Below are 23,812 nucleotides of genomic sequence, written 5' to 3' on the forward strand. Positions count from 1 at the left end.
CCATTTCATAGGTGCCCCAAAAGCACGGTGCTCGCCAGAACCACCGATGTTTGAAACCCTCCTTCTCCGTACACAGGTCCTGACACGCTTCGCCACCAGTGACTGAACCCGCCCAAGGAACACCCCGCGCTATCCGCGTAAACCGCCCATAAAATCAGTACGCACGTCGAGCCACGTCGCCAACCCACCAACCCGCCGAGCCGCCAAACCATCACCCACCACCCACCAAGGCGCCGAGAAACAGGGTCGGAAATACGGCTGAGTTCGCGAATTACGAAAATAAGCGCCGACCAGCTAATCAAGCAGCCAACCGACCACGAAATGAAGCCGCCGATACACCTGAGGCGGTCTTGGTTCGTAGGCGTTCGTGCTTGCCCGAGAACACTGGTGGCGAAGCGTGTCTATGTCGGGATTCGCGAGAAGGAGGGTTTCAAACATCCTCCGTTCTGGCGAGCACCGTGCTTTTGGGGCGCCTATGAATGAAACTGCACGCTGTGGACACTTAGGGTAGAGCGGTGAAAGCGTTTTCTTTGGTTCGTTTCTTTGTCGCTTTGGACAAAGAAATGACGTGCCGCCACGCACAGTGGCTAACAGTGATAAAGAGAATATCCGAGTCAGGCAGACCACTAACCCGGAGAGCAGCACCCCAGCGACGACTCCAACCGCTACCGCTAGAACCTGGCAACCGGGCCCCCCGGACCACCAGGCCGCCGCCCCCCGCCCCCGCCCCCCCAACCCTAAGTGCGAACAACCTCAGAATGGCAAATTGGCATCAGCCTTCTCCGCCAAAATCACCCGGCGAAAATCTTCCTGAATCCGCTTGAGCGCTTCCTCGCTGTCGGCTTCAAACCGCATAACCACCACCGGCGTGGTATTCGACGACCGTGCGAGCCCGAAACCATCCGGATACTCCACCCGCAGCCCATCAATAGTCAGCACATCATCCGCACCGGTGAACTTCGCGTTCTTCTGCATCTTCGCGATCAACTCAAAATTCTCACCCTCATTCAGCTTCAGCTGCAACTCAGGCGTCGAAAGCGAATTCGGCAAATCATTGAGCAGCTTGCTCGGATCAGCCACCCGCGACAGAATTTCAAGCAGCCGCGCGCCGGTATAAAGGCCATCATCAAAGCCATACCAGCGATCCTTGAAAAACACGTGACCGCTCATCTCACCCGCCAACGGCGCGCCCGTTTCCCGCAGCTTGGCCTTGACCAGCGAGTGACCCGTCTTCCACATCACCGGCTCGCCGCCCTGGTCCCGTACCCACTTAGCCAGATTGCGCGTGCACTTCACGTCATAAATGATCTGCCCGCCCTTGTTACGCGACAACACTTCCTGCGCAAACAACATCAACTGGCGATCCGGATAAATGATCTGGCCATCCTTCGTGACCACACCCAGACGGTCACCATCGCCATCGAAGGCAAAACCGATTTCCGCATCCGTCTCCTTCAACGCCTTGATCACGTCCTGCAGGTTTTCCGCATGCGCCGGATCCGGATGGTGATTCGGGAACGTCCCGTCAATATCCGTGAACAGCTCAACAATCTCGCAACCCAACGCCTTGAACAGACGCGGCGCAAGTTCGCCAGCCACGCCGTTACCCGCATCGATCACGATCTTCATCGGACGCACAGGCTTGATGTCGCTGACAATCCGGTCCAGGTACACCTGCTGGATATCGTATTCGGTGTACGTGCCCTCACCGCTCGTGAAGTCGTCATTCACAATGCGCTGATACAGCGCCTGGATCTGGTCACCATAGATGGCGGCGCCGCGCAGCACCATCTTGAAGCCGTTGTAGTCGGGCGGATTGTGGCTCCCTGTCACCACGATGCACGAATCCACGCGCCGCTCGCCCGCAGGCAGCGCGAGCGGCACGCTGGCGCCGAAATAACCCACGGGCGTAGGCACCATGCCAAGGTCGACCACGTCCACGCCGGCTTCACGCAAGCCGTCAGCAAGCGCGCCAACGAGCTCCGGGCCCGACAGACGGCCGTCACGGGCCACGACGACCGAGTCGCCACCTTGTTTGCGGATCTCACTGCCGAAAGCGCGGCCGATTTTGCGCGCGACGCCGGCATCGACGGTTTTGCCCACGATCCCGCGAATGTCGTAGGCCTTGAATATGGACTGAGTAACGGGTACGGGTACTTGCGGTGACTGACTCATGGAATGGCTACCTGACTAATAATTTAAATGGTTCCGGGGCATCCCGAAGCGTCCCGGGTCACGGAGACCCCTTGATACAGACCTGCGGCCAACAATACGGCCTGACTCGGCCAACGCACGAACGGCCAGAAACAATACCGGACGAAACGCAAAAAATAACGAAAGAAATTCGTATCGCGTGACTTCCCGCCCGTTGCCCCCCCTCCTGAGCCCCCTCAGCGAGTATCGGCCACGCGTCAACCACGCGGTTGCGCGCACGGTTCGCACCTATAATCGCAGTCTTTCCGCGCGGACCTGCGCAAATATTCTAATCCAATGCCCGGACGCTTTTTCACCGCGAAGTACAAACGTCACACCGAATGGCGGGAAACCGCTCCTAGATTGACGGTTCCCGGCAGGTTGGCTGCAAGCATTGCAGCAACCCCGGGCGGCTGTCCTACCGCAAGCGCCATGCCTATCATGGCTACGGCAATGGCCACAACATTGGCCAGGACAGCCACAGCCACGTCAGGCGCCGCCCGCGGATGCTGAAACGGATCAAGAACCCCGACGTTACCAAGGCGCTTGCGAATATCGTCTGGCTTGGGCTCGAGCGCCTCACGCAGATCGCGGTCGCCATTGCCATCAGCGGCCTGCTCGCGCGCTACTTTGGCCCGGATGTCTTCGGCAAATGGCAATACGCCAACACGCTGCTGCTCGTGCTCTCGCCCATCACCTGGGTGTGCGGCGCCGAAATCCTCGTGCCGACCATCGTGAATCGGCCGCCCGGCCAGCTCGGCACGGTGCTCGGCAGCGCGTTCGCATTGCGCATGGGCGTATCCGCGGCGGCGCTGGTCCTGACCTGGATCGGCATTGGAGCGGGTTTCACCGATCCCCTCGTCGGCGCCATGCTCGCCGGCCTCGCGGTGACCATGCTGTTCCGCGAGCCGTTCGTCGGCGTGATCAACGCGTGGCTGCAAAGCATGACGTACAGCAAACCGCAATTGCTGACCAGCATGCTCACGGCGATCGCCAAAGCCGCGCTTGTGTATGTGCTCGTGCGCGCAGCGGCAAGCCCGGCGCGCTTCGGCTGGCTGTGGGCGCTGGAAGCGGCGGTTATCGGCGGCGTGTTGATGCTGTACTACGTGCATCGACACGGCGGCAAGCTCGGCTGGCATATCGACCGCTCGCTGTTCCGCCACTTCGCCAGCGCCGGCACGGTGTTCTGGCTCGGCCTGATTTGCATGTACCTGTTCCTGAAGCTGGACCGGCTCATGCTCGAACGCCACATTTCGTTCGCCGATCTCGGCCGGTATTCCGCCGCGCAGCAACTCAACGAAAACTGGATCACCCTTGCGCTGATGCTCGCGCAGACGATCGCCCCGGCGTTCGTTTATCGCGTGCACGATGCCGTGAAGCTGAAGCGCAACGTCGGCCGGTTGATCGCCATGACGGCCGCGCTGATGATCGGCGGCGCGATCGTGCTGGACCTGCTCGCGGGTTTCATCATCTCGCGCGTGTTCGGACCGGCTTATACCGAATCCATCAGCATCTTCCGATGGGCGGTATGGCTTTCGGTGCCGGCGGGTATCGAAGCGATCGGGAATCTTGTCGTGCTTAAATACCAGGCAAAATTTGTGTTGCTCGCCAAGTGGCTGCTGGCGCTGGCGGTGGCTTTCGTGGTGAACCTGATCGCGATTCCGCGCATGGGCAGCTACGGCGCGCTGATCGGGCTGGCGGCGGGCTATCTCGCGGCGGCATCGGTCAACTTCTACTACATTCGCTTCAGGCTGCGGGTATGACGGGTTCTTCATCCACCACGGCCATGTCACCCCTGACGCTCGATGACGTCACCGTGCTGATCCCCGTGTTCAACGCTCAGCACGATCTGGAGCGCACGCTGGCATCGTTCTGCGAGCGCGCACCGGTACGAGTGCTGATCGTCGATGACGGCAGCCTGCCGCCCATCGTCGCGCCGTCGGTGGCGAACCTCGTGGTCGAGGTGCTGCGGATGCCGCGCAACGGCGGTATCGAGCTGGCGTTGCAAACGGGCGTGGCCGCGTTGGCGGAACGCGGTGTCAAGTACGCGGCGCGCATCGATGCGGGCGATCTGGCGACGCCGTATCGGCTGGAAAAGCAGCGCGCGTATATGGCAGCGCATCCGGAAACGGCGGCGCTCGGCATGTGGACGCATGTGGTGAGCATGGAGGGCGCGCCGCTGTTCGACCTTCGCCCGCCCGCCGAACCGGCAGTGATTCGCCGCGTCATGCTGCTGCGCTCCTGCTTCTCCCATCCGACGATGATGCTGCGCGTCCCCGCCATGATGGACGCCGGCAACTATCGCGCGGAATATCCGGCGGCGGAGGATCTCGATTTGTTCCTGCGCCTGATGCAAGACCACGACTGCGCGAACCTGCCGGAGTTCGGCGTGTATTACGAACTGAATGAGCAAGGGATCAGCGCGACGAAACGCCGGACACAAACGCTGTCTACACTGCGGCTGCAATTGAAATACATGCGCTTGACGAACCTGCCCGACTGGCTTGGGGTAGTGAAAAACATCGCGCATCTGATGCTGCCTTACGGCGCGCTGCGCGCGTTGAAAACGCGGTTGTTTCGCGCATGAGGCAAGTCCTTGCTTCATGCTCTTCATCCAGCGCCTGACCTACCGTATTTAAAACCGATCGAATGAACGCAGAGAAATCCCGCCTTCGCATTGCCCTTGTCTGCAACACCGCGTGGGCGATCTACACCTACCGGCGCGGCTTGCTGCGGATGCTGATCGAACGCGGCGTCGAAGTCTCCGTGATCGCGCCACGCGACCGGACTTTCGCACCGCTGGAAGAAATGGGCTGCCGATGCGTCGAGCTGCCGGTCGCGTCGAAAGGCACCAATCCCCGCGATGACCTCAAGACCCTGGCCGCGCTATATCGCGAATACCGCGCAACCCGGCCGCACATGGTGTTTCACTACACGATCAAACCGAACATCTACGGGTCGATCGCGGCGAAACTCGCGGGCGTTCCGTCCATCGCGGTCACGACTGGGCTGGGTTATGTGTTCATCCAGAAGAGCCGGACGGCGAACGTAGCGAAGCAGCTTTACCGTTTTGCGTTCCGGTTTCCACGCGAAGTGTGGTTCCTGAACCAGGACGACCGGCAGGCTTTCATCGACCAGGACTTGCTGGTTCATCCGGAGCGTGCGCGCCTGCTGCACGGCGAAGGCGTCGATCTCGGCGACTACGCTTATCAGCCGCTACCGCGCGCCAACCCGCAGACGGAAGGCTTTTTTTTCGTTTTAATTGGCCGTCTGCTGTGGGATAAAGGCGTCGCGGAATACGTCGATGCAGCCCGCCGGCTGCGCCAAACCTATCCGTACGCGCGGTTCCAGCTGCTCGGACCCGTGGGCGTCGACAACCCCAGCGCCATCACGCTCGACGAAGTGCAGGCCTGGCAGCGCGAAGGGGTCATCGACTATCTCGGCGAGGCGCAAGACGTCCGTGCGTTTATCGGCAATGCGGATTGCGTGGTGCTGCCGTCGTATCGTGAAGGCGTTCCGCGGACGTTGATGGAGGCGTCGGCCATGGGGCGCCCGATTGTCGCCACCGATGTCCCCGGCTGCCGCGAAGTCGTCGACAACGGCGTAACGGGCCTGCTGTGCGACGTAAAAAGCGCCGACAGTCTCGCGCAACGCATGGAGCAGATGCTGTTGCTGGACCACGCGGCGCGCGCTGAAATGGGCGTGGCGGGCCGCGCCAAGGTGGCGCGCGAATTCGACGAAAACGCAGTCGTCGAGCGTTATAAAGGCACAATACGCGCGGTTACCGGCGTTTCACTCTAAATCACCCCTCCGGGAGCGTTATTCATGAATGGTCACACAAGCGCGAAGGGCACGATCCTCGTAACGGGCGGCGCCGGGTTTATCGGCTCGCATACTTGCGTCGAATTGCTGAATGCGGGTTACGGCGTTGTCGTGATCGATAACCTCGTGAACAGCAACGCGCAAGCGCTCAAACGCGTGGAGCAGATTACGGGCAAGACGCTGGCATTCTACGAAGCCGACGTCCGCGATGAAACCGCCCTCACCCGCATTTTCGATGAACACGCCATCACCGGCGCAATCCATTTCGCCGCGTTGAAATCAGTGGGCGAATCGGTGGCGAAACCGATCGAGTATTACCGCAACAACATCGACAGCCTGCTTGTGCTGCTCGACACCCTACGCGCGCGCAATGTGAAGAAATTCGTCTTCAGCTCGTCGGCGACGGTGTATGGCGTGCCGAAAAGCGTGCCTATCGACGAGTCCTTTCCGTTGTCGGCAACGAATCCCTACGGGCAATCGAAGCTGATCGCCGAGCAGGTTTTGCGCGATCTGGAACTCTCGGATCCGGCGTGGCGTATCGCGACGCTGCGTTACTTCAATCCGGTCGGCGCGCACGAAAGCGGCTTGATCGGCGAAGATCCGGCGGGCGTGCCGAACAACCTGATGCCGTATGTCGCGCAAGTGGCAGTGGGCAAGCTGGAACGCCTGCGTATTTTCGGCAGCGATTACGCGACCCACGATGGCACCGGCGTGCGTGATTACATTCATGTGGTCGATCTGGCGCGTGGTCATATCAAGGCGCTCGATGCGCTGGAGTCGCTCGACAGCAGCTTTGTGGTGAACCTGGGCACGGGCACGGGTTATAGCGTGCTTGACGTGGTGAAGGCGTTCGAAGTGGCGTCGGGCAAGCCCGTGCCGTATGAACTCGTCGCGCGCCGTCCGGGCGATATCGCCGAGTGTTTCGCTGACCCGGCCGCCGCTGCGAAGCTGCTTGGCTGGCAAGCGGAACATGGGATCGAGCGCATGTGCGTCGATCACTGGCGCTGGCAGTCGCAGAACCCGAAGGGTTTTGCCTGACGTTCTGGTTCAGGCGTCGCCCAAGCGGCCCCGCCTGACGCGTTCTTCTTAGTGGTTATTTTTCATGCTCAGTTTTGCGCTCGGTTTTCTTGTTTCGCTACTCATCACGCTGTTGATCGTGCGGTTTGCCCATTTGCACGAAGGTCTTTCCGGCGATAGCGATTTTGCCGGCGTGCAGAAGTTTCACGCGCGGTCCGTGCCGCGTGTCGGCGGGATCGGAATTCTGGTCGGACTCGCCGTCTCGGCCGTGCAGCTTCGATGGACCTATCCGGTTGTATCGAGTGGAATTCTCGCCATTGTTGCTTGCGGGATGCCGGCGTTTTTTTCAGGACTCGTTGAGGACCTGACCAAGCGGGTCACGCCGGTTGTACGCCTTGTTTGCACGATGGCCGCTGCCGCGCTCGCGTACTTCTTGCTGGGGATTGCGGTCACGCGTATCAGCGTTCCGCCACTGGACTTCCTGCTGACCTACGGCGTGATCTCGTGTCTCGTGACCGTGGTGGCTGTGGCGGCTTTGGCCAACGCGATCAATATCATCGACGGCTTCAACGGACTCGCGTCCATGGTCGCGTTCATGATGTTTGCGTCGCTCGCATACGTTGCGTTCCAGGTCCACGACCCGGTGGTGTTATCGGCATCGCTGATCATGATGGGCGCGGTGATGGGCTTCTTCATCTGGAACTTCCCGGCCGGACTGATTTTTCTCGGCGATGGCGGCGCGTATTTCATCGGCTTCATGCTCGCCGAGCTGTCCATCATGCTCGTGATGCGCAACCGCGATGTCTCAGCGTGGTTCCCGGTGCTGCTCTTCATGTACCCGATCTTCGAAACGTGTTTCTCGATCTATCGGAAGAAGTTTATTCGCGGGATCTCTCCTGGAATTCCCGATGGCGTGCATCTGCATATGCTGGTTTATAAGCGCCTGATGCGCTGGGCCGTCGGCGCGCAGAACGCGCGTGAAATTACGCGGCGCAATTCGCTGACATCGCCGTATTTGTGGCTGCTGTGTCTGGTTGCCGTGATTCCCGCCACGCTGTTCTGGCGGCACACGTTGCATCTATTCTGCTTTGTCGTGGTGTTTGCGTTCACCTACGTCTGGCTGTACGTCAGCATCGTCCGGTTTAAATCACCGCGATGGATGGTGTTCCGGCGCGCTCATCCGGTGAAGAAATAACGGTTCCCGCGCCGGCAGATTCCTCCGCCGGCGCGTCCCTGCTTTTAGCTCGATGCAAACTCGAGCAAGTCCGCGTTCACCTTGTCAGCCTCGACCACGCACATGCCGTGCGCGCCGCCCGGATACACCTTGAGCGTCGCGTTCTTGACGATCTTCGCCGAGTGTTTTCCGGCTGCATCGATTGGCACGATCTGGTCGTCGTCACCGTGCAGGATCAGGGTCGGCACATCGAATTTTTTCAGGTCTTCGGTGTAATCGACTTCTGAAAACTCCCTGACACACGCGTACTGCCCCACGATCCCGCCCAACATTCCCTGCGCCCAGAACGTATCGATCACGCCCTGCGATTTCTTCGCGTTGTCGCGGTTATAGCCGAAGAACGGCACGGCCAGATCCTTGTAGAACTGCGAGCGATCGCCTGCCACGCCTGCGCGGATTCCGTCGAATACGTCTTTCGGCAAGCCGCCTGGATTCGCTTCCGTCTTCAACATCAACGGCGGCACCGCGCCGATCAGCACGGCCTTCGATACCCGCCCGGTCCCATGACGCCCGATATAACGCGCGACCTCGCCACCGCCCGTGGAATGGCCCACCAGCATGGCGTCTTTCACGTCCAATGCGTCGAGCACCGCGGCCAGGTCGTCGGCGTAAGTGTCCATGTCATTGCCCTGCCCCGGCTGACCGGAACGCCCATGGCCCCGCCGGTCATGCGCGATGACCCGGTAGCCCTTCTGGACCATGAACAACATCTGCGCGTCCCACGCGTCCGCATCCAGCGGCCACCCATGCGAAAACACCACCGTTTTGCCCGAACCCCAGTCCTTGTAGAAAATTTCCGTGCCGTCCTTCGTCTTGATCGTGCTCATCGAACGTGCTCCCTAAGGTGAGATAACGCGCTGCGTAAGCCGTCCATCACTTTCGGCGTGGCGCAACGCGTGGGGTTTGACGAAGGTGTGCCGCGCCTTCGCCGTGCAAATCCTGCGCCGTTCATGCGACGGCTTGATGTTTCTTCAAGCTTCGATTCATCGTATGAAACTGCGAGGAAATTCATCAGAACCCGCTTCCAGACGCGGGCGTTCGTACAGGGTAGCCGACGAAAGCCGCGTCGCAAAGACTGGCGAAAATTGTCTGACGCCGGTGCACGGCATCTGGTCTGCACACTTCGGTCCCCGCCGCTTTCGCATTTTTTCATTGGCCGGAGCCATCTTTAATGCGCACAGCGGTACAAAGCGTTCTTCGGGAAAACGCGAATTAATCAGTCACATTCGTGAGCCCGATTTATCTCGCCGCAAAGCCAATGCTATAGGAGTTATTACCAGCGTTTACCTGAAGACTATTGAAGATTCCTGTTTTTACTGATTCAGAAGGGGCCAGGCCGGTAGAAGCAAGGAATGCCCTATTGGTATAAATGCTTATGTCTGAACATATCCTATTGCAACTATACGATGCCTTAACTATCGTGGAAGGGAAGCATCAGTAAAGTTATATTATGAAAAACCACATCATATATCCGCATCCGTTTTTACTTCTTTTTCGTACATATCCAGTGACGACGATGAACGGCTTCTCGGCAGCGCTGCCAAGAGCCTATTGAAGTTCATCTATAAAAAAGCAAACGATAAACAGCGCAAATAAACCAGATTGGAGACCCAGAATGAGCTCGCACACCGGCAGCCCAATTACCGGTTCACCCGGATTTTTTTCTAAAGAAGCAACCATCGCAAAACCTGGATTTTCGCGCTGGATGGTGCCGCCCGCCGCGTTGGCGGTGCACCTGTGTATAGGCCAGGCTTACGCGTTTTCCGTTTTCAACGCACCCCTCACGCGGGTGATCGGGATCACGGGGTCGGCCCCGGACGACTGGTCGTTGACCACGCTCGGCTGGATCTTCTCGCTGGCCATCGTGTTCCTCGGGTTGTCGGCGGCATTCGCCGGCAAATGGCTGGAGAAGGTCGGCCCGCGGCGCACCATGTTCACGGCCGCCTGCTGCTTCGGCGGTGGTTTCCTGGTGGCGGCGCTCGGCGTGCATCTGCATCAGATCGTGCTCGTCTACCTCGGCTACGGCGTGATTGGCGGGATTGGGCTCGGGCTCGGTTATGTCTCGCCGGTGTCCACGCTGATCCGCTGGTTTCCTGACCGGCGCGGCATGGCGACCGGCATGGCGATCATGGGCTTCGGCGGCGGTGCAATGATCGCGGCGCCGGCTTCCGTGGCACTGATGAATCACTTCAAGAGCGCGACCAGCAATGGCGTGACCGAGACCTTCGTGGTGCTCGGCATCGTCTATTTCATCTCGATGTCAATCGGCGCGCTCGCCATCCGCGTCCCGCGTCCGAACTGGACACCGGCGGGCTGGACGCCGCCGGTGACCAACGGCAACAAGATGATCACGCGCAATCACGTGCATATCGACCAAGCGTTGAAGACGCCGCAGTTTTACCTGATCTGGCTGGTGCTGTTCCTCAACGTGACGGCCGGGATCGGCGTGTTGGGCCAAGCGTCGGTGATGATCCAGGAGAGCTTCAAGGCATCGATCACAGCGGCTGCCGCGGCCGGTTTCGTCGGCCTGCTTTCGCTCTTCAACATGGGCGGGCGTTTCGTGTGGGCATCGGCGTCGGACTGGATCGGGCGCAAGAACACGTACTTCGTTTTCTTCGTGCTCGGCGCGGTGTTGTACCTGCTCGTGCCGCAATTTGCGCAGAGCGGCAACGTTGCGCTCTTCGTGCTCTCGTATTGCGTGATCCTGTCCATGTACGGCGGTGGCTTCGCAACCGTCCCGGCTTATCTCGCCGATATGTTCGGCACGAAATTCGTCGGCGGTATTCATGGACGCCTGCTGACCGCGTGGGCTGCGGCCGGTATCGCAGGTCCGGTGCTGGTGAACTACATTCGCGCATATGAAGTGGCGCATGGCGTGGTGAAAGCGGAGGCTTACACCACGACGCTGCACATCATGGCGGGACTGCTGGTGATCGGCTTTATCTGCAACTTACTGGTGAAGCGCGTGCATGAGAAACATCACATGAGCGCGTCCGCACTCGCGGCAGACTGAATCCACTGAACCTACCCCAAGCGCGGAGAATGCGATGAACACCCAACCCAACCTGAACCACGAGCTGGACGCTCATCCGACCAACAAGCTGTTGCTCGGCGTGTTCTGGATCTATGCAATCGTGCCGCTGACCTGGGGCGTGATCAACACCCTGGTCCAGGCGACCAAGCTGTTTCAATGACGCTGAAGGCGTCGGCGCAATGGCATTGCGTCGATTAAACGAAGGCGCCGGCTCTGCATGCAGAGCCGGCGCTTTTTATTCGATTCTCTTCTTTTACGGAGTTGCGCAACCTCTTGGTCGTCGAAGCGGCGTTGCAACCCCTCCGGTATCCTCAGCGTTTTAGCGTGCCAACATCATCCCGGAATGCTTTCGTAGTTGTAGTAGCTGGTATACGCGCTGCCCGACATCAGTTTCGATTGCGGTACGTCCGTCAGCAAGATGCCCTTCATGCTCACACCGCCAAGATTCAAGCGCTTTACGGTCTCGCCTATCTCTTCCACCTGGTTGAATCCGTGCCGTACCACCAGCAAACTCGTGCCGGCGTGCCTGCCAATCAGCGTGGCATCGGTGACAGCGAGGACCGGGGGGGTGTCGATGATGACGAGGTCATACTGGCGCTTGAGGAAATCCAGCACTTCCTGCATGCGGTCGCTCATCAGAAGCTCCGACGGATGGACTGGCAGCGAACCTTTCGTCAACAGGTCCACGCCGGGCGACACGTCGTGCAGCACCGCCGTTTCAATATCCGCGCCCATCAAAACGTCCGACAAACCCGGCGCGTGACGCACGCCGAAATGCGAGTGCACATCGCCGCGACGCATATCGCCGTCGATCAGCAGGACGCGTTTTCTCGTCGATGCAACCAGTGTCGCCAGATTCACCGAAACGAACGACTTGCCGGCATTCGGACGCGAGCCCGTCAGCATCAGCACGTTGTTGCGAGAATCGGCCATCTGCAGTTGCAACGAAGTCCGCAAGCCGCGCATCCCTTCGACTGCAGCGTCTTCGGGAGATGTTGAGGCGAGCACGTGAAGCCCCTGAGTGCGCGTGCTGACCTTCTGTTGCAGGCGAAGCTGCTGACCGCTGCGCGGCACGATGGCGAACACTCGCACACCCACTGCGTCCTCGATATCTTCCGGACGTTCGACCCCGCCATACACCGTCTTACGGGCGAAGGCCACCAGGATGCCGAGCATCAGTCCGCCAGCAGTGCTGATCAGTATTGCAGTCAGGCGTTTGGGACGGACCGGGGTGTCGGGCGCTTCGGCAAAATCGACGACGCGTACGTTGCCCACCTGACCAGCCTTCGCCATGCGGAGATCCTGGATCTTGTTCTGCAGATTGGCGTAGAGCTCGGTGTTGGCTCGGACATCACGTGAAAGGCGCGCCGCGTCTTGCTCCGTGTCCGGCAATACCGAAAAACTTTTTGTCACGGCTTCTTGCGCTTTCGTCACTGCAGCGATCTGCGCGTCGAGCGCAGCCACCGCCGGATAGCTCGACGTGAAGCGCTGCGAGAGTTCCGCGCGTTGCTGCTGGAGCCCAAGCAGTTTCGTCTTGTTGTCGACCGCCTGCTGCAGCAAGAGCCGGTTTCCTTCGTTCACGTCGACAACACCTGAGGTGCTGCGAAACGTCTTGTAGCTTGCCTCGGCCGCATGCAGTTGTGCGCGCACCTGCGGCAGTTGCTGCTCCAGGAAAGCAAGCGTCTTGCCGACTTCCGTGGACCGCGTATCGAGATCCTGCTGCACGAAACGACTGACGATATCGTTTACCGTCTTCGAGATCAGTTCGCTATCCTGACCTTCCAGGCTCATCTGGACAACGCCGGAATGCAACGCGGTTTCAACAACGGACAAGCGGCGCTGCAGTGCGGCCACCGTATCCAGCGTGGACGCCCGCGATAGCTCGAACGTCGAACCGGGTTTGCCCGTCATCCTGTCGACCAGCAGCGTCACGTCACCGAACGCGCCCGCCCCTCTTGCTTCATGGCCTACCGCGCCGCGCAGGATCTCGACACCGTCCGGATCAAGCAGCACATACTCGCCGGCGCCGGAGGCGGTCAGCGTCAAATTCTTGTTATAGAGATTTTTTGGCGTGTCGAATTTCGACACGGCGATGTCTTCGGCACCCGAGGCGAAGCTCGAGGTAAGGCTCGATAACCATGGAGCCAGCGGCTGGCCATCGCGTGTATGGAGCGAGTGGATGAAGCCGCCGATCGCGGCCCCGATAATGGGGAAGTAATGCGGGCGCGCCGAGATATCAAGATGCAGCTTCTTCACCGTGTCCTCAATGCTGGCCCGGGAGCGCAGCAACTCGATCTCAGCCGCCGTCGTCGAGCGCGAATTGGACATCTGCGAAACTGCTGGCATTGCCGGCATCGCATTGGCATTGCCACCGCTATTGTCTTGCGGATTCGGTTCGGTGACCTGGATAATCGCGTCGGCCCTGTAGACCGGCGACGCGAAAAACGCATATATAGCGCCGGCCAACCCGCCAACGAGCGCGGCCATGACGATGATCCGCCAGCTTCTCACAATGGCTGCGAGATAGTCGGATAACCGGAATTTCCTTCGCCTCGACAGTACGTCCGTATAGCGGCTTTCGAAGTTCATGGCCATTTTTTTATCGCTCACTCAAACGAACAATCGCGGGTCCGGTGCGGGTTGCGCGCCGGACCTGACTAACAGGACTACTTGGTGAGAACTGCCGTGGTCAAGCCAGCGTTGATGGCCGGCAACAACAAGTCAAGCACGCGGCTAGCCCGCACAAGTCCGCTGTTGTCCACATAAACCACGTCCTTCGGCTCAAGCGGAAACTGGTTCGCAAGGATCATCGACACAGGTGATTTTACGTCGAGGTGGTAGACCACCGGCTCGTCGCCGGGAATCTGGCGGATCACGAAGAGTTGCCTCGCGTCCGATGTGGTCTGACTCAGGCTGCCCGCTTGCGAGAGCGCTTCGGTGAGCGAGAGCGTGCCATCCTTTTGCGGCAGCACGGCCGTCGGCTTGACCACTTCGCCCATCACGTAGACCGTGTTTTCGTCACGCGCGTTGACGTGCAACATGTCGCCCGGTTGCAGGATGATCTCAGAGGGATTCTTGCCGGTCTTCAGCATCTGCGAGAGATTCACCGGATAGCTCGTGCCATTGCGGGTGATCGTGACGCGGCCCTGGTCGGCAGTCGGCATGAAGCCGCCTGCCCGGCCAACGGCCTCGGTGAGCGTCATAGGAATGTCGTTGATCGCCTGCGATCCCGGGGTGCGCACATCGCCGTCTATATACACTTGCGATGCCCGATACGACTCCACGCGAACGGTAACCTGTGGCTTCACGAATACCTTGCTCAACTCCGTGTAGATCTCACGCTGGAGCTGCTCGGGTGTCTTGCCGGCCGCGTGGATCGGCTTGACGATATAGGGAAACTGAATGTTGCCCTCGCCACCCACGACAAAGCCCGGCGCAGCATCCGCCGGCCGCGTGTTCACCGCCCCCGTCTGGCCCAGTGCCGCGGCAAGTTCCGGGTGGTCCCATACCGTGATTTGCAGGACGTCGCCCGGTCCGACCTTGTAGCCCGCTGGCTTCGCGAACAGGTTGAGATTGGTCGTCGCCTGCGCGGTGCCGGTCTGGGCGGCACGGATCTGGCGGATCAGCGTCAGGTCGATCTGCTTGACCGTAACCGGCACGTCTGTCGTCACGTCGCCGTTGTCTGCGGTGGTGACCGGCAGCGTAGGCGGCATTGCCATATGCTGGCCAGGTGCCCAGGCGCAGGCCGAAAGCATGGCGGCAAGCACCAGGGAAAGGGCCACCCGCGTTGCCGGTACGCCTTGGCTGTTCTTGTTCGACGTGAAAACGCCGGATTGTTTTTCGCTGTTCATGATGGTCGTCCTCTTACTTTCAGTAAGCGTTGGTGTGGCGTAAGCCTTTAAGGATCGTTGCGAAGATGATTTTCATATCAAGTCCGAAAGACCAGTTCCTGAGTACTACGGATCGTGCGCAACGCGTCCCCTCCATTTTCATCGGATCAGTCTTGCCCCAAGAGCTTTTGGCCAGGGCCCAGCCGTAACGCCTGCTTTGATGCGGCAGCCGCGGATGTAACCTGCCAGGATCTTCTGGCAGTGCTTAACCGCAACGGCCGTACTTGTCGTCGAAGCGAACGATGTCGTCCTCGCCAAGGTAACTGCCGGACTGCACTTCAATGATCTCGAGCGGTACGCAGCCCGGATTTTCCAAACGATGCAGCATGCCGAGCGGGATATAGGTCGATTCGTTTTCGCTCAGCAAGAATTCTTCTTTACCGCGCGTGACGCGCGCCGTACCGCACACGACGGTCCAGTGCTCGGCCCGGTGGTGATGCATTTGCAACGAGAGCCGGGCTCCCGGATTTACCACAATGCGTTTCACCTGGAAGCGCTCACCACGATCGATCGAATCGTAAAAACCCCACGGACGCCGAACCTTTCTGTGGGCATCGGCTTCCGGCGCCTTCTCTAGCTTGATGCGCGCAACGAGCCCCTTGATGTCCTGGACCCGCGAACGGTCGCAAACCAGCACGGCGTCGTCGGTCTCCACCACGATCAAATTCTGCGTGCCCACGCAGGCAACCAGCCGTCCACCTTCCGAGCGCGCGTAGGTCGCGGTTGCGCCTTCGAACACCACTCGCCCGCTTGCCACGTTGCCCGATTCGTCCTTGTCCGTCGCGTCCCACACGGCGTCCCACGAACCGAGATCCGACCAGCCGGCTTCCAGCGGAACAACCACGCCCTTGAAGGGCGAATCGGCGGCCCCGAGATGCTCCATCACTGCGTAGTCGATAGAGTCCGACGGCGACTGTTTGAACTGTGCTGCATCTGGTCGCAAGTATCCCCCAGACAAATCACCTTGTTCGTGCGACGCGACACATGCCGCGTACATAATTGGCTGGAGTTGTTCGAGCACGGCAAGCCACACAGACGCACGCACGACGAAAATACCGCTGTTCCACCAGTAGTTGCCCGCTGCGACATATTGCGCCGCAAGCTCGGCGACCGGCTTTTCGACGAACCGGTCAATACCATGCGCGCCGTCAGCCAGCGGCTCGCCGAGACAGATATAGCCAAAGCCGGTATCGGGACGCGTCGGTGGGACACCGAGCGTGGCGATATGGCCATTTTGTGCATGACGCGCTGCAATAACAATTGAACGGTGCAGCGCCGCGAGATCCGCTATGGCGTGATCCGCTGGCATGGCGATCAGGATTGCGTCCTGGCCGTCCGCGCATGCAGTCAACGCAGCAAGCGTCAGCGCGGGCGCTGTATCGCGACGTGCGGGTTCCACCACGATGCGCGCTTTCACGCCGCTTTCGCGAACCTGCTCCTCGGTTGCAGCGCGATGCTCTTCGCCGCACACGATCACCGACTCCGCCATCACGTCCCACTCTTGCGGGAAGCCTTTCATGCGCAGTACGGTGGACTGCAGCAGCGACTCCGAACCCATCACGCCGATAAGCTGCTTCGGGAACTGCTCGCGCGACATGGGCCAGAGCCGCGTGCCCGAGCCGCCCGCGAGGATAACCTGGACCAGGCGCCGGCAAGTCGTTGCGATTCCCGAGGGATTCGTCACGCCGGTCAGGTCGCCAAGGCGTTGCGTTACATGGGTATCCATATTAGTTATCCTATGTTCTGATTGGTTCTGATTGGTTCTGATTGGTTCTGATTGGTTCTGATTGGTTCTGATTGGTTCTGATTGGTTCTGATTGGTTCTGATCAGCCCGGATACCGGGCGCTACTGTTGGTGTCGGTTGTCGAGCGCGGCGTCTTTAATCCGCCTGTTCCGTTCGCCGCACCGTGACTAAAGCTAGCAATATTCCAATGGGTCAGGTACCGGTATCGCCACGGCTTTGCGTCCGGTATTCGGTCGGTGAAATCAACAGACGCCTGCGGAAGATCTTGGCGAGGCGATCGCCGTTGCCCATGCCGCTGCGGCGAGCGATTTTGTCCACTGGCAATTCGGAATCGGTAAGCAGGGTACAGGCGACGGCAAGGCGCGCTTGCAACAGGTAATCGGAAGGCGTAGTACCCGTTTCAATCTTGAAACAACGCAGGAAGTTGCGCTCACTCATGGCGGCGGCTTGTGCTGCATTGACCACGGAGATAGGCCGTTCGCAGTTGTCCTGCAGCCAGCGAGCCGCGGTGCGGATCTTGTCACCGGCAGAAGCCGTGCCGTTATCGCAGAGCAGCGGCGCCAGCTTCGTGGTCCAGCCCGGCATCAGGCGTTCCGCGACACCGCGAGCGACCTCGACGCCAAGATCGCGCTTGATCAGCAGAAGCGCGCCCTTCATCGATTCATAGCGGTCGCTGGATTCGCTCCAGAGCTCTTCGCGCATCGGACTCGTCATCGAAGGGCCGATCTTCATCTGCGATACCCGGGCGTGACCAATACCGGCTGCGTCCAGCACTTTCCGGCCCTCGGCAATTGACATGACCGAGGTCGTATTGGAGCGCACGCGCTTTAGCCATTCCACGATCCGCTCGTCGCGTGCGGCGCTCTCGGCGCCCTTGCCGCCGGCCACGAAGAGCGCGTCAAAGCCGCCGTAGTGGCGCGCATCAAGTCCGTCGGTCCAGACGCTCACCGAGGAGGAGCAGGCTACATTGCCCCCGTCCGCGGAAAGAAACCGTACGTCGTAAGTCCAGTCGTTTCTAGACTTGGATACCACCAGTTCATTGGCGATATGAAAGACCTCTGCCACGAAGCCAGCGCTGAGCAACGAAAAGCCGTCGAACAGGACGATTGCTATCCGGTGTACCTGAGCGTTAAAGCTGGTAGTCACAGGTTGCAGCCTCCCCACGACAGCGTGTTCTACATTAGCGTATGGCATGGCGTTTCCCTGCAAGTTTTAGCGAACCCATCACGGCCGGACACGAATTTCATTGCGGTGCATCGTGGACGTCCCCATAGCGTTTAGGCTGTCGTGACGGAATGTAGCGAGAATGTTGCCGGAAAAATCTTGACGCCGCTATTTCAAATCTACTCAATGCGTGTCCTTCCTATCATTCAAACGAAGATTGCTGACCGGCATTGCGTTTGCGCCGATGGGATTCACGATCTTTTAGATTGATTAGGCTCGCTGGAAGAGCATGACAGTGCGAATTGGCGGTGTTTATTGAACCCCGTTTGAGCGAGGATCGAGCGTCATACGACATCCCGCTCATGCGGCTCTAAGGCCCGTGGGATAAGGATCGTCCGTACATACGTGGATCACTGGGAGTACAGAAACCGTGCGTCGAAAGGAGCAGTGTTGCATTTTCGAAACGCCGACATGCGGTCAAAAATACGCTAAGAAAAATTACCGGATCTTATCTGTCACGAGTGCGGCAGCGGCACGGTTAAAATGACAAATTCAAGAAATAGACGCTTCATTTGTTGTTTGAATTAATGAAAACATTCAAGTAGTGTTGGCGACCGCACATACACGTTTTTATTTATCGTTCTTAGTTTATTCGATTTAAACGCGTTAATAAATCGGACAAAGGCCTTTCTCTTTTGGGCACACCCGAAAATGCCGGCAAAGCGGCCAAAAACCGTAGCGCCACGCGCCCTAATTTCGGCTCATGCCTCACGATTTCCTCCAGCTTATTACCGGAATATCGAAAACATCTGCCAACATCTCGCGCTTTTCAGCCGGGTGCATTTTCTCTTTACCCCCGCCGCGTATAGTGCGACGCATGCGACACAGATTCCCACTGCGCGGAATCGACAACGGAGAAGAGTCGATGGAACACGCAAACAATCCGGGCCGGCTGCACGTAGCGGGTTCGGCCGATGCCAGCACGGCAGGCGAATTCGCCAGAGCATCGGATACGAGATCGATGCCCAAGCGCATCGGTGTCCTTATCTTCGAAGATTTTTCACTTATCGACGTGAGTTCGATCTCCGAGGTGTTTGCGCTCGCCAATGAAGTTCAGCCGCTAGCGGACCAGGCCGCCGCCAAACCCAACTACACGATGCTGTTGTTATCGAGCGATGGAGGCAGCGTTGCAAGTAGCTGCTCCATGCGCATCTGGACCGAGAGCCTCGATACGAAATCGATGAGCGATTGCGATGCACTGTTCATCGCGGGTGGCGACGGCGCGCAGCACGCCAAGCTTGATCAGCAGTTGCTGAAACGCCTGTCCCGTGTCGCGTCGAACATCTCGTGCGTGAGGGCTATCGGCGAAGGATCACAGGTTCTGGCAGCAGCCAGTCTTCCGCCCCAGATTCGCGCGGCTGACTTCGAGGATCCGACTACGGCTTCGGCGCTGGCGAGTTCGTTCTTTTCCGAGGGGCAAACGCTCGCGCTCAACGATCCCAAGGGTCCGATCACGGCTGCGCTTTCGATCATCCAGGGCGATTACGGGCCGTCGATCGCGCGAGAAGTATCGGAGCGTTTCGTTCCAGGCGCATGGCCGAAGCTCTCGACGGTCCTCGACGACACCGACGCGGGCGGCGTGCGTCAAAAGATCAACGCGGCCGCGCGCTGGATGCGCGAGAATTACGTCCACCGGATTTCGATCGCGGATGCCGCAAACGTCGCAAATATGAGCGAACGAAATTTCCTGCGTTGTTTCAAGGCCCACATCGGGCTGACACCGTCGGAATATTTGTTGCGTGCGCGGCTGGATGCGAGCTGTATGCTGCTTGCGGCGACCGACCTTCCTGTCGACAAGATCGCGCGCCGGTGCGGCGCCGGCAGCGGCGATGGATTGGCTAAAATATTCCGCAAGCGGCTCTCCATTTCGCCATCCGAATATCGGTTGGCCGGACGCAGGAAAGCCGCCGAGCAGTAATGTAACGGGCCGATAATTTCAACAGTAGTCACAGCGCGACAAGCGCCTGCCGCGGTACTTTGTGCCGCGGCAGGCGCATGCTTTTTTGGGGGATGGATGACGAGCATCACTGTTTTAAACGCGATCACTAATCTCGGCGATGCGGGCTTGACCCTACCGGTCGCGGCCGGTTGCGCGTTATGGCTGCGCTCGAGCGACAAGCGCGAAGCGTTGATCTGGGTGGTAACGCTTGCCGCCGCGCTCGCCTTGGTGGGCGCGACCAAGATTCTCTACGCGGGCTGCGGTATCGAAATGCGTTCGATCGATTTCCGGATGATCAGCGGTCACACAATGCTGACGTCGGCGGTATGGGGTGTCGCGTTCGGTTTGCTCGCTGGCAGCAGGGATGTGAAGTGGTATCGACTGGGTGCAGCGTCGGGGTTGGCACTGGGCGCGCTGATCGGGTTCTGCCGCGTGGAGCAGGGAGCGCACTCGCCGAGCGAAGTGATAGCGGGATGGGTCCTCGGCAGCGGAATCGCCCTGTTCTTCCTGCGGCGCTTTTTCAAGCAACCACGCAGAATGCCAGGCCCGATCTTTGCCGGACTCGGCCTGCTCGTGGTGTCGACGATCGCCTACGGCCATCGCGCGCCGATCCAGCAAATGCTCGTGATCTATTCGCCGTGGCTGTGCCGCTGGGTTGAGTTTTAGTCTGGGCGGGTGTCGCCGAAAGCCTCGCGTAACGGCCAGCCGCGGTTGCAAGTCCCTGGCTGAATAGTGGTCCTTTCGCGCTAGAGGGGCTCTATCAGTTCGGGCAGTTCTGCGATGGGCGCTGGAAGCAGCGCGGGCATGCACTCACGCAGATACGCTTCGAAGCCCTCACCTACTTCCGGATGCTGCAACGCGAGCTGCACCGTCGCCTTCAAATAGCCGAGCTTGCTGCCGCAATCGAAGCGGGTGCCGTAATACCGGTACGCCAGCACCTGCTCGACCGACAGCAACGAAGCAATCGCGTCGGTCAACTGGATCTCGCCGCCACTGCCGGCCCGCGTATTGCGCAGATGCGTGAAGATACCCGGCATGAACACATAACGCCCCACCACACCCAGATTCGATGGCGCCAAAGCCGGCTGTGGCTTCTCCACGATGCCCGACAGCTTGATGATGTCCTCTTCCCACTCCCGCCCTTCAATCACGCCATAGGACGCGCTATCGACACGGTTGATCCGCTCAACGCCAATCACCGAGCTATGGTAATGATTGAATACATCGACCAGTTGCTTCATGACCGGCACCTTGCTGTGGAGCAGGTCATCGGCAAGGATCACGGCGAACGGGTTCTCGCCAATCAACTTTTCAGCGCATAGCACTGCATGGCCGAGCCCGAGCGCGGCCGGCTGGCGCACATAAAAGCAGTCCACGTTCGCGGGCTTGATGTTACGCACGACCTCCAGCAACGCCTCCTTGCCGCGCGCTTCAAGTTCCGCCTCGATCTCGTAGGATTTATCGAAGTGGTCTTCAATCGCTCGCTTGCCGCGGCCCGTCACGAATATCATTTCCGTGATGCCTGCCGCTATTGCCTCTTCAACCGCGTACTGGATCAGCGGTTTATCGACGACAGGCAGCATTTCCTTCGGGCTCGCTTTTGTCGCGGGCAGGAAACGGGTGCCGAGTCCCGCAACAGGAAATACGGCTTTGGTGACTTTCAGCATCGCGCGCGCTTCCCTAAAATACTTTCAAATGAATGCACGAACGCCCGTTCGTGCGTGTTCGCGCAGAATTCCGACGCCTCGAATTCGCATTTACTCAAAGCTTTCAATCACGGCGCTGATAATTATCGGAAGCCGCCTTGAAGCCGTAAAATAATGTGCTGCGCCGCAAGAAGTGAACTGGATTCAGCTTGGCCCCGCTGAGAGATGGGGCCAGCCGGCGTACGAAAAAAATATTTAATCGTGCGCCGCATCGCAGCACGATCGTTCTGAAGCATTTATTCCTGATCGTCCGAATGCGGAAAACGAATGCCTGACGCGTTTAGTTTCGACATCGGATCGTTACGTAGCGCGTCCCGATAAGCCGACACCGCGGCAAGGATCAACAAAACAGCAATACCGGCAAACGCGTGCATGTCCATGATGTACCCCTGTTTTTGAATGTTTGAAACGAAGTTAGCAGAAAAAAAACGACAAATAATTGCTGAATAAATTCGTTACCTTTTGAACGGACAGTAAGGAGGTTTTTGCTCCTCATCTGCACGATGGAGTGTTTGCCACGCATATTTTTCCATTATTTGCCGGACTAATATGACCTCTGCACAGCGCGCCGCTTGAGTGGCCAACTTGGTCGGCCAACAAGCATGAGATAAGGCGCCGCAAGGCCGGGAACCGTCTCCGGCCTTTTTCAACCTGGACACGAGGTTTTCAATGAGCGATTCGTCCCTGCTCGATCCGGCCGGTTCCTCCCTGCAGTTACCGCTCGAACGCACAGCCGCCGTCAGCGTCAACGACCACGATGTCGCCATCAATGCGTGGCGTGGTTTTGCGGCATTGCTGGTGGCTTATTTTCACTGCCGCCAAATCACGTGGATCGGCATACAGCAATTCCACAGGACCGGGGCCCGGTTCGACCTCAACACGGTCTTCAGCTATCTCACCTTTCCCATTGCCTGGGGATCGGCCGGCGTGCCGATCTTCTTCGTGATCAGCGGGTACTGTATTCATCGCGGAACGGCGCGCAAGCTGCTCGCCAATCCAGGTGCCCCTTTCGATACCGGCAACTTCCTGATGCGCCGTTTCGCGCGTATCTATCCGGTGCTGCTTGCCGCGCTGGTGCTGACCTATGCGCTAGATACATACAGCCTCGGCTTCATGCCGGTCAGCCCCAAGATTGGCACGGCGGACCTGCATTTGTTCATCGTCAACCTGCTTTCGCTGCAGGGCGTGGCCGGCGGCACGTTCGGGTCGAATGGAGCGTTGTGGACGCTGTCGCTTGAAGTGCAGTTCTATGTTGTGTACCCGTTGCTGATTGCATTGCGCCGGCGGATCGGGATGAAGGCGGTGCTGGTTTGCGTCGGCCTCGTCAACGTGATGTCGGCGCTTGTATTTGAGCGCCACGAGATCGTGTTGTTCGCGTCGTACTGGTTCTCATGGACGCTCGGCGCATGGATAGCCGAGGCCAAGGCCGCGCCCGACGCACAGAAGATGCCGAACGGGTCGATGAAACTGAAGATCGCGGCCGTGATGGGTGCGGCGGTCGGCTGCGTCGCGTTCAAGTTCGGGCAGTACCTCGCGTTCCAGTTCTGGGCGCTGGCATTCGCGCTGTATCTGTTCCAGGCGCTCGATAAACCCATGCGCAATTCGTTGCCGGTGAAGGGTTTTTCGTGGCTCGGCGAGTTCAGCTTCTCACTGTATATCGTGCATATTCCGATCCTTATCCTGCTCGGATCGGTGCTGTTTCACTCCGCGCTGCAAACCACTATCTGGGCGTCGTTCGCCTTCATGCTTGTGCCAGTCGCCGTGGCTTATGTGTTCTATATGCTGGTCGAGCGCCCCGCGATGAATTGGTCCGCCAGTCTCAAGCGGCGCCAGTCGGCAAAGGCTTAAGCGCAATCCTCTGCTCGCAACAAGAAGAAGACGCCCCGGCGTCAGCCAACAAACCTTCCATGAAACCGCCCTCAGCAATGAGCGCGGTTTTTTTCCATCTGCCTCGGTAAATCAGTCCACGAAATATCCGTTTCGGTACGAGCCCGTGCAACTGAAATGC

19 protein-coding genes are annotated in these 23,812 nt (G+C 59.2%); 11 read left to right on the top strand and 8 right to left on the bottom strand.

Annotation, left to right across the window (positions count from 1 at the left end; genetic code table 11):
- Positions 1-753: 753 nt before the first annotated feature.
- Positions 754-2,175, bottom strand: a complete 1,422-nt coding sequence (locus GSQ93_RS29830) for a phosphomannomutase/phosphoglucomutase (RefSeq protein WP_158939337.1) — start codon at positions 2,173-2,175, stop codon at positions 754-756.
- 524 nt (positions 2,176-2,699) lie between these two features.
- Here GSQ93_RS29830 and GSQ93_RS29835 point away from each other — a divergent pair.
- The 5 genes from GSQ93_RS29835 (at position 2,700) to GSQ93_RS29855 (ending at position 8,227) form a co-directional block, all read left to right on the top strand.
- Positions 2,700-3,956, top strand: coding sequence for an oligosaccharide flippase family protein (locus tag GSQ93_RS29835; protein ID WP_158939339.1), 1,257 nt, complete (start codon positions 2,700-2,702; stop codon positions 3,954-3,956).
- Entirely contained in the window at positions 3,953-4,780 is an 828-nt protein-coding gene (locus GSQ93_RS29840) for a glycosyltransferase (protein ID WP_158939341.1), read from the top strand. The genes GSQ93_RS29835 and GSQ93_RS29840 overlap by 4 nt, the downstream gene beginning before the upstream one ends.
- Before the next feature lie 62 nt (positions 4,781-4,842).
- Positions 4,843-5,994, top strand: a complete 1,152-nt coding sequence (locus GSQ93_RS29845) for a glycosyltransferase family 4 protein (RefSeq protein ID WP_158939342.1) — start codon at positions 4,843-4,845, stop codon at positions 5,992-5,994.
- 24 nt (positions 5,995-6,018) lie between these two features.
- Entirely contained in the window at positions 6,019-7,053 is a 1,035-nt protein-coding gene (gene galE, locus GSQ93_RS29850; RefSeq protein ID WP_158939344.1) for a UDP-glucose 4-epimerase GalE, read from the top strand.
- A gap of 64 nt (positions 7,054-7,117) precedes the next feature.
- Entirely contained in the window at positions 7,118-8,227 is a 1,110-nt protein-coding gene (locus GSQ93_RS29855) for a glycosyltransferase (RefSeq protein WP_158939346.1), read from the top strand.
- A 44-nt stretch (positions 8,228-8,271) separates the two neighbouring features.
- On the opposite strand, the gene GSQ93_RS29860 is transcribed toward GSQ93_RS29855, so the two are convergent.
- Entirely contained in the window at positions 8,272-9,093 is an 822-nt protein-coding gene (locus GSQ93_RS29860; RefSeq protein WP_158939348.1) for an alpha/beta fold hydrolase, read from the bottom strand.
- 103 nt (positions 9,094-9,196) lie between these two features.
- Here GSQ93_RS29860 and GSQ93_RS29865 point away from each other — a divergent pair, with 103 nt between their 5' ends.
- From GSQ93_RS29865 to GSQ93_RS29875, 3 genes are all read left to right on the top strand, one after another.
- Complete coding sequence (locus tag GSQ93_RS29865; RefSeq protein ID WP_158939350.1) at positions 9,197-9,586, top strand: hypothetical protein; 390 nt, start codon at positions 9,197-9,199, stop codon at positions 9,584-9,586.
- Positions 9,587-9,881: 295 nt separating this feature from the next.
- Entirely contained in the window at positions 9,882-11,279 is a 1,398-nt protein-coding gene (locus GSQ93_RS29870) for an OFA family MFS transporter (protein ID WP_158939352.1), read from the top strand.
- Positions 11,280-11,313: 34 nt separating this feature from the next.
- A complete protein-coding gene (locus GSQ93_RS29875; RefSeq protein ID WP_158939354.1) occupies positions 11,314-11,460 on the top strand; it encodes an oxalate:formate antiporter in 147 nt (48 codons plus the stop codon).
- Positions 11,461-11,633: 173 nt separating this feature from the next.
- On the opposite strand, the gene GSQ93_RS29880 is transcribed toward GSQ93_RS29875, so the two are convergent.
- The 4 genes from GSQ93_RS29880 to GSQ93_RS29895 form a co-directional block, all read right to left on the bottom strand.
- The gene (locus GSQ93_RS29880; protein WP_367889790.1) at positions 11,634-13,889 is read right to left on the bottom strand and encodes a polysaccharide biosynthesis tyrosine autokinase; all 2,256 of its coding nucleotides are present in this window, start codon (positions 13,887-13,889) and stop codon (positions 11,634-11,636) included.
- A 77-nt stretch (positions 13,890-13,966) separates the two neighbouring features.
- Positions 13,967-15,055 carry a polysaccharide biosynthesis/export family protein gene (locus GSQ93_RS29885; protein WP_254074158.1) on the bottom strand — a complete coding sequence of 363 codons (1,089 nt, stop codon included), beginning with the start codon at positions 15,053-15,055 and terminating at the stop codon, positions 13,967-13,969.
- 340 nt (positions 15,056-15,395) lie between these two features.
- Entirely contained in the window at positions 15,396-16,916 is a 1,521-nt protein-coding gene (locus GSQ93_RS29890) for a mannose-1-phosphate guanylyltransferase/mannose-6-phosphate isomerase (RefSeq protein WP_158939360.1), read from the bottom strand.
- A gap of 211 nt (positions 16,917-17,127) precedes the next feature.
- A complete protein-coding gene (locus tag GSQ93_RS29895; RefSeq protein WP_158939362.1) occupies positions 17,128-18,129 on the bottom strand; it encodes a GlxA family transcriptional regulator in 1,002 nt (333 codons plus the stop codon).
- 895 nt (positions 18,130-19,024) lie between these two features.
- Here GSQ93_RS29895 and GSQ93_RS29900 point away from each other — a divergent pair.
- Together GSQ93_RS29900 and GSQ93_RS29905 are read left to right on the top strand one after the other, a co-directional pair.
- Positions 19,025-20,077, top strand: a complete 1,053-nt coding sequence (locus tag GSQ93_RS29900; protein WP_158939364.1) for a GlxA family transcriptional regulator — start codon at positions 19,025-19,027, stop codon at positions 20,075-20,077.
- Between the two features lie 96 nt (positions 20,078-20,173).
- Positions 20,174-20,764: a phosphatase PAP2 family protein gene (locus GSQ93_RS29905; protein WP_158939366.1), complete on the top strand. Its 591-nt coding sequence runs from the start codon at positions 20,174-20,176 to the stop codon at positions 20,762-20,764.
- An 80-nt stretch (positions 20,765-20,844) separates the two neighbouring features.
- Here GSQ93_RS29905 and galU read toward each other — a convergent pair whose 3' ends face one another.
- Positions 20,845-21,765 (bottom strand): UTP--glucose-1-phosphate uridylyltransferase GalU, encoded by a 921-nt coding sequence (gene galU / locus GSQ93_RS29910; protein WP_158939368.1) that lies wholly within the window; start codon positions 21,763-21,765, stop codon positions 20,845-20,847.
- Positions 21,766-22,040: 275 nt separating this feature from the next.
- Positions 22,041-22,184 carry a hypothetical protein gene (locus tag GSQ93_RS37665; protein ID WP_165092361.1) on the bottom strand — a complete coding sequence of 48 codons (144 nt, stop codon included), beginning with the start codon at positions 22,182-22,184 and terminating at the stop codon, positions 22,041-22,043.
- 289 nt (positions 22,185-22,473) lie between these two features.
- On the opposite strand from GSQ93_RS37665, the gene GSQ93_RS29915 reads away from it, so the two are divergent.
- The gene (locus tag GSQ93_RS29915) at positions 22,474-23,652 is read left to right on the top strand and encodes an acyltransferase (protein ID WP_158939370.1); all 1,179 of its coding nucleotides are present in this window, start codon (positions 22,474-22,476) and stop codon (positions 23,650-23,652) included.
- The last annotated feature ends 160 nt before the right edge of the window (positions 23,653-23,812 follow it).

This window comes from Burkholderia sp. S171 (assembly GCF_009766085.1).
In the GTDB taxonomy this organism is placed as follows: Bacteria; Pseudomonadota; Gammaproteobacteria; order Burkholderiales; family Burkholderiaceae; genus Caballeronia.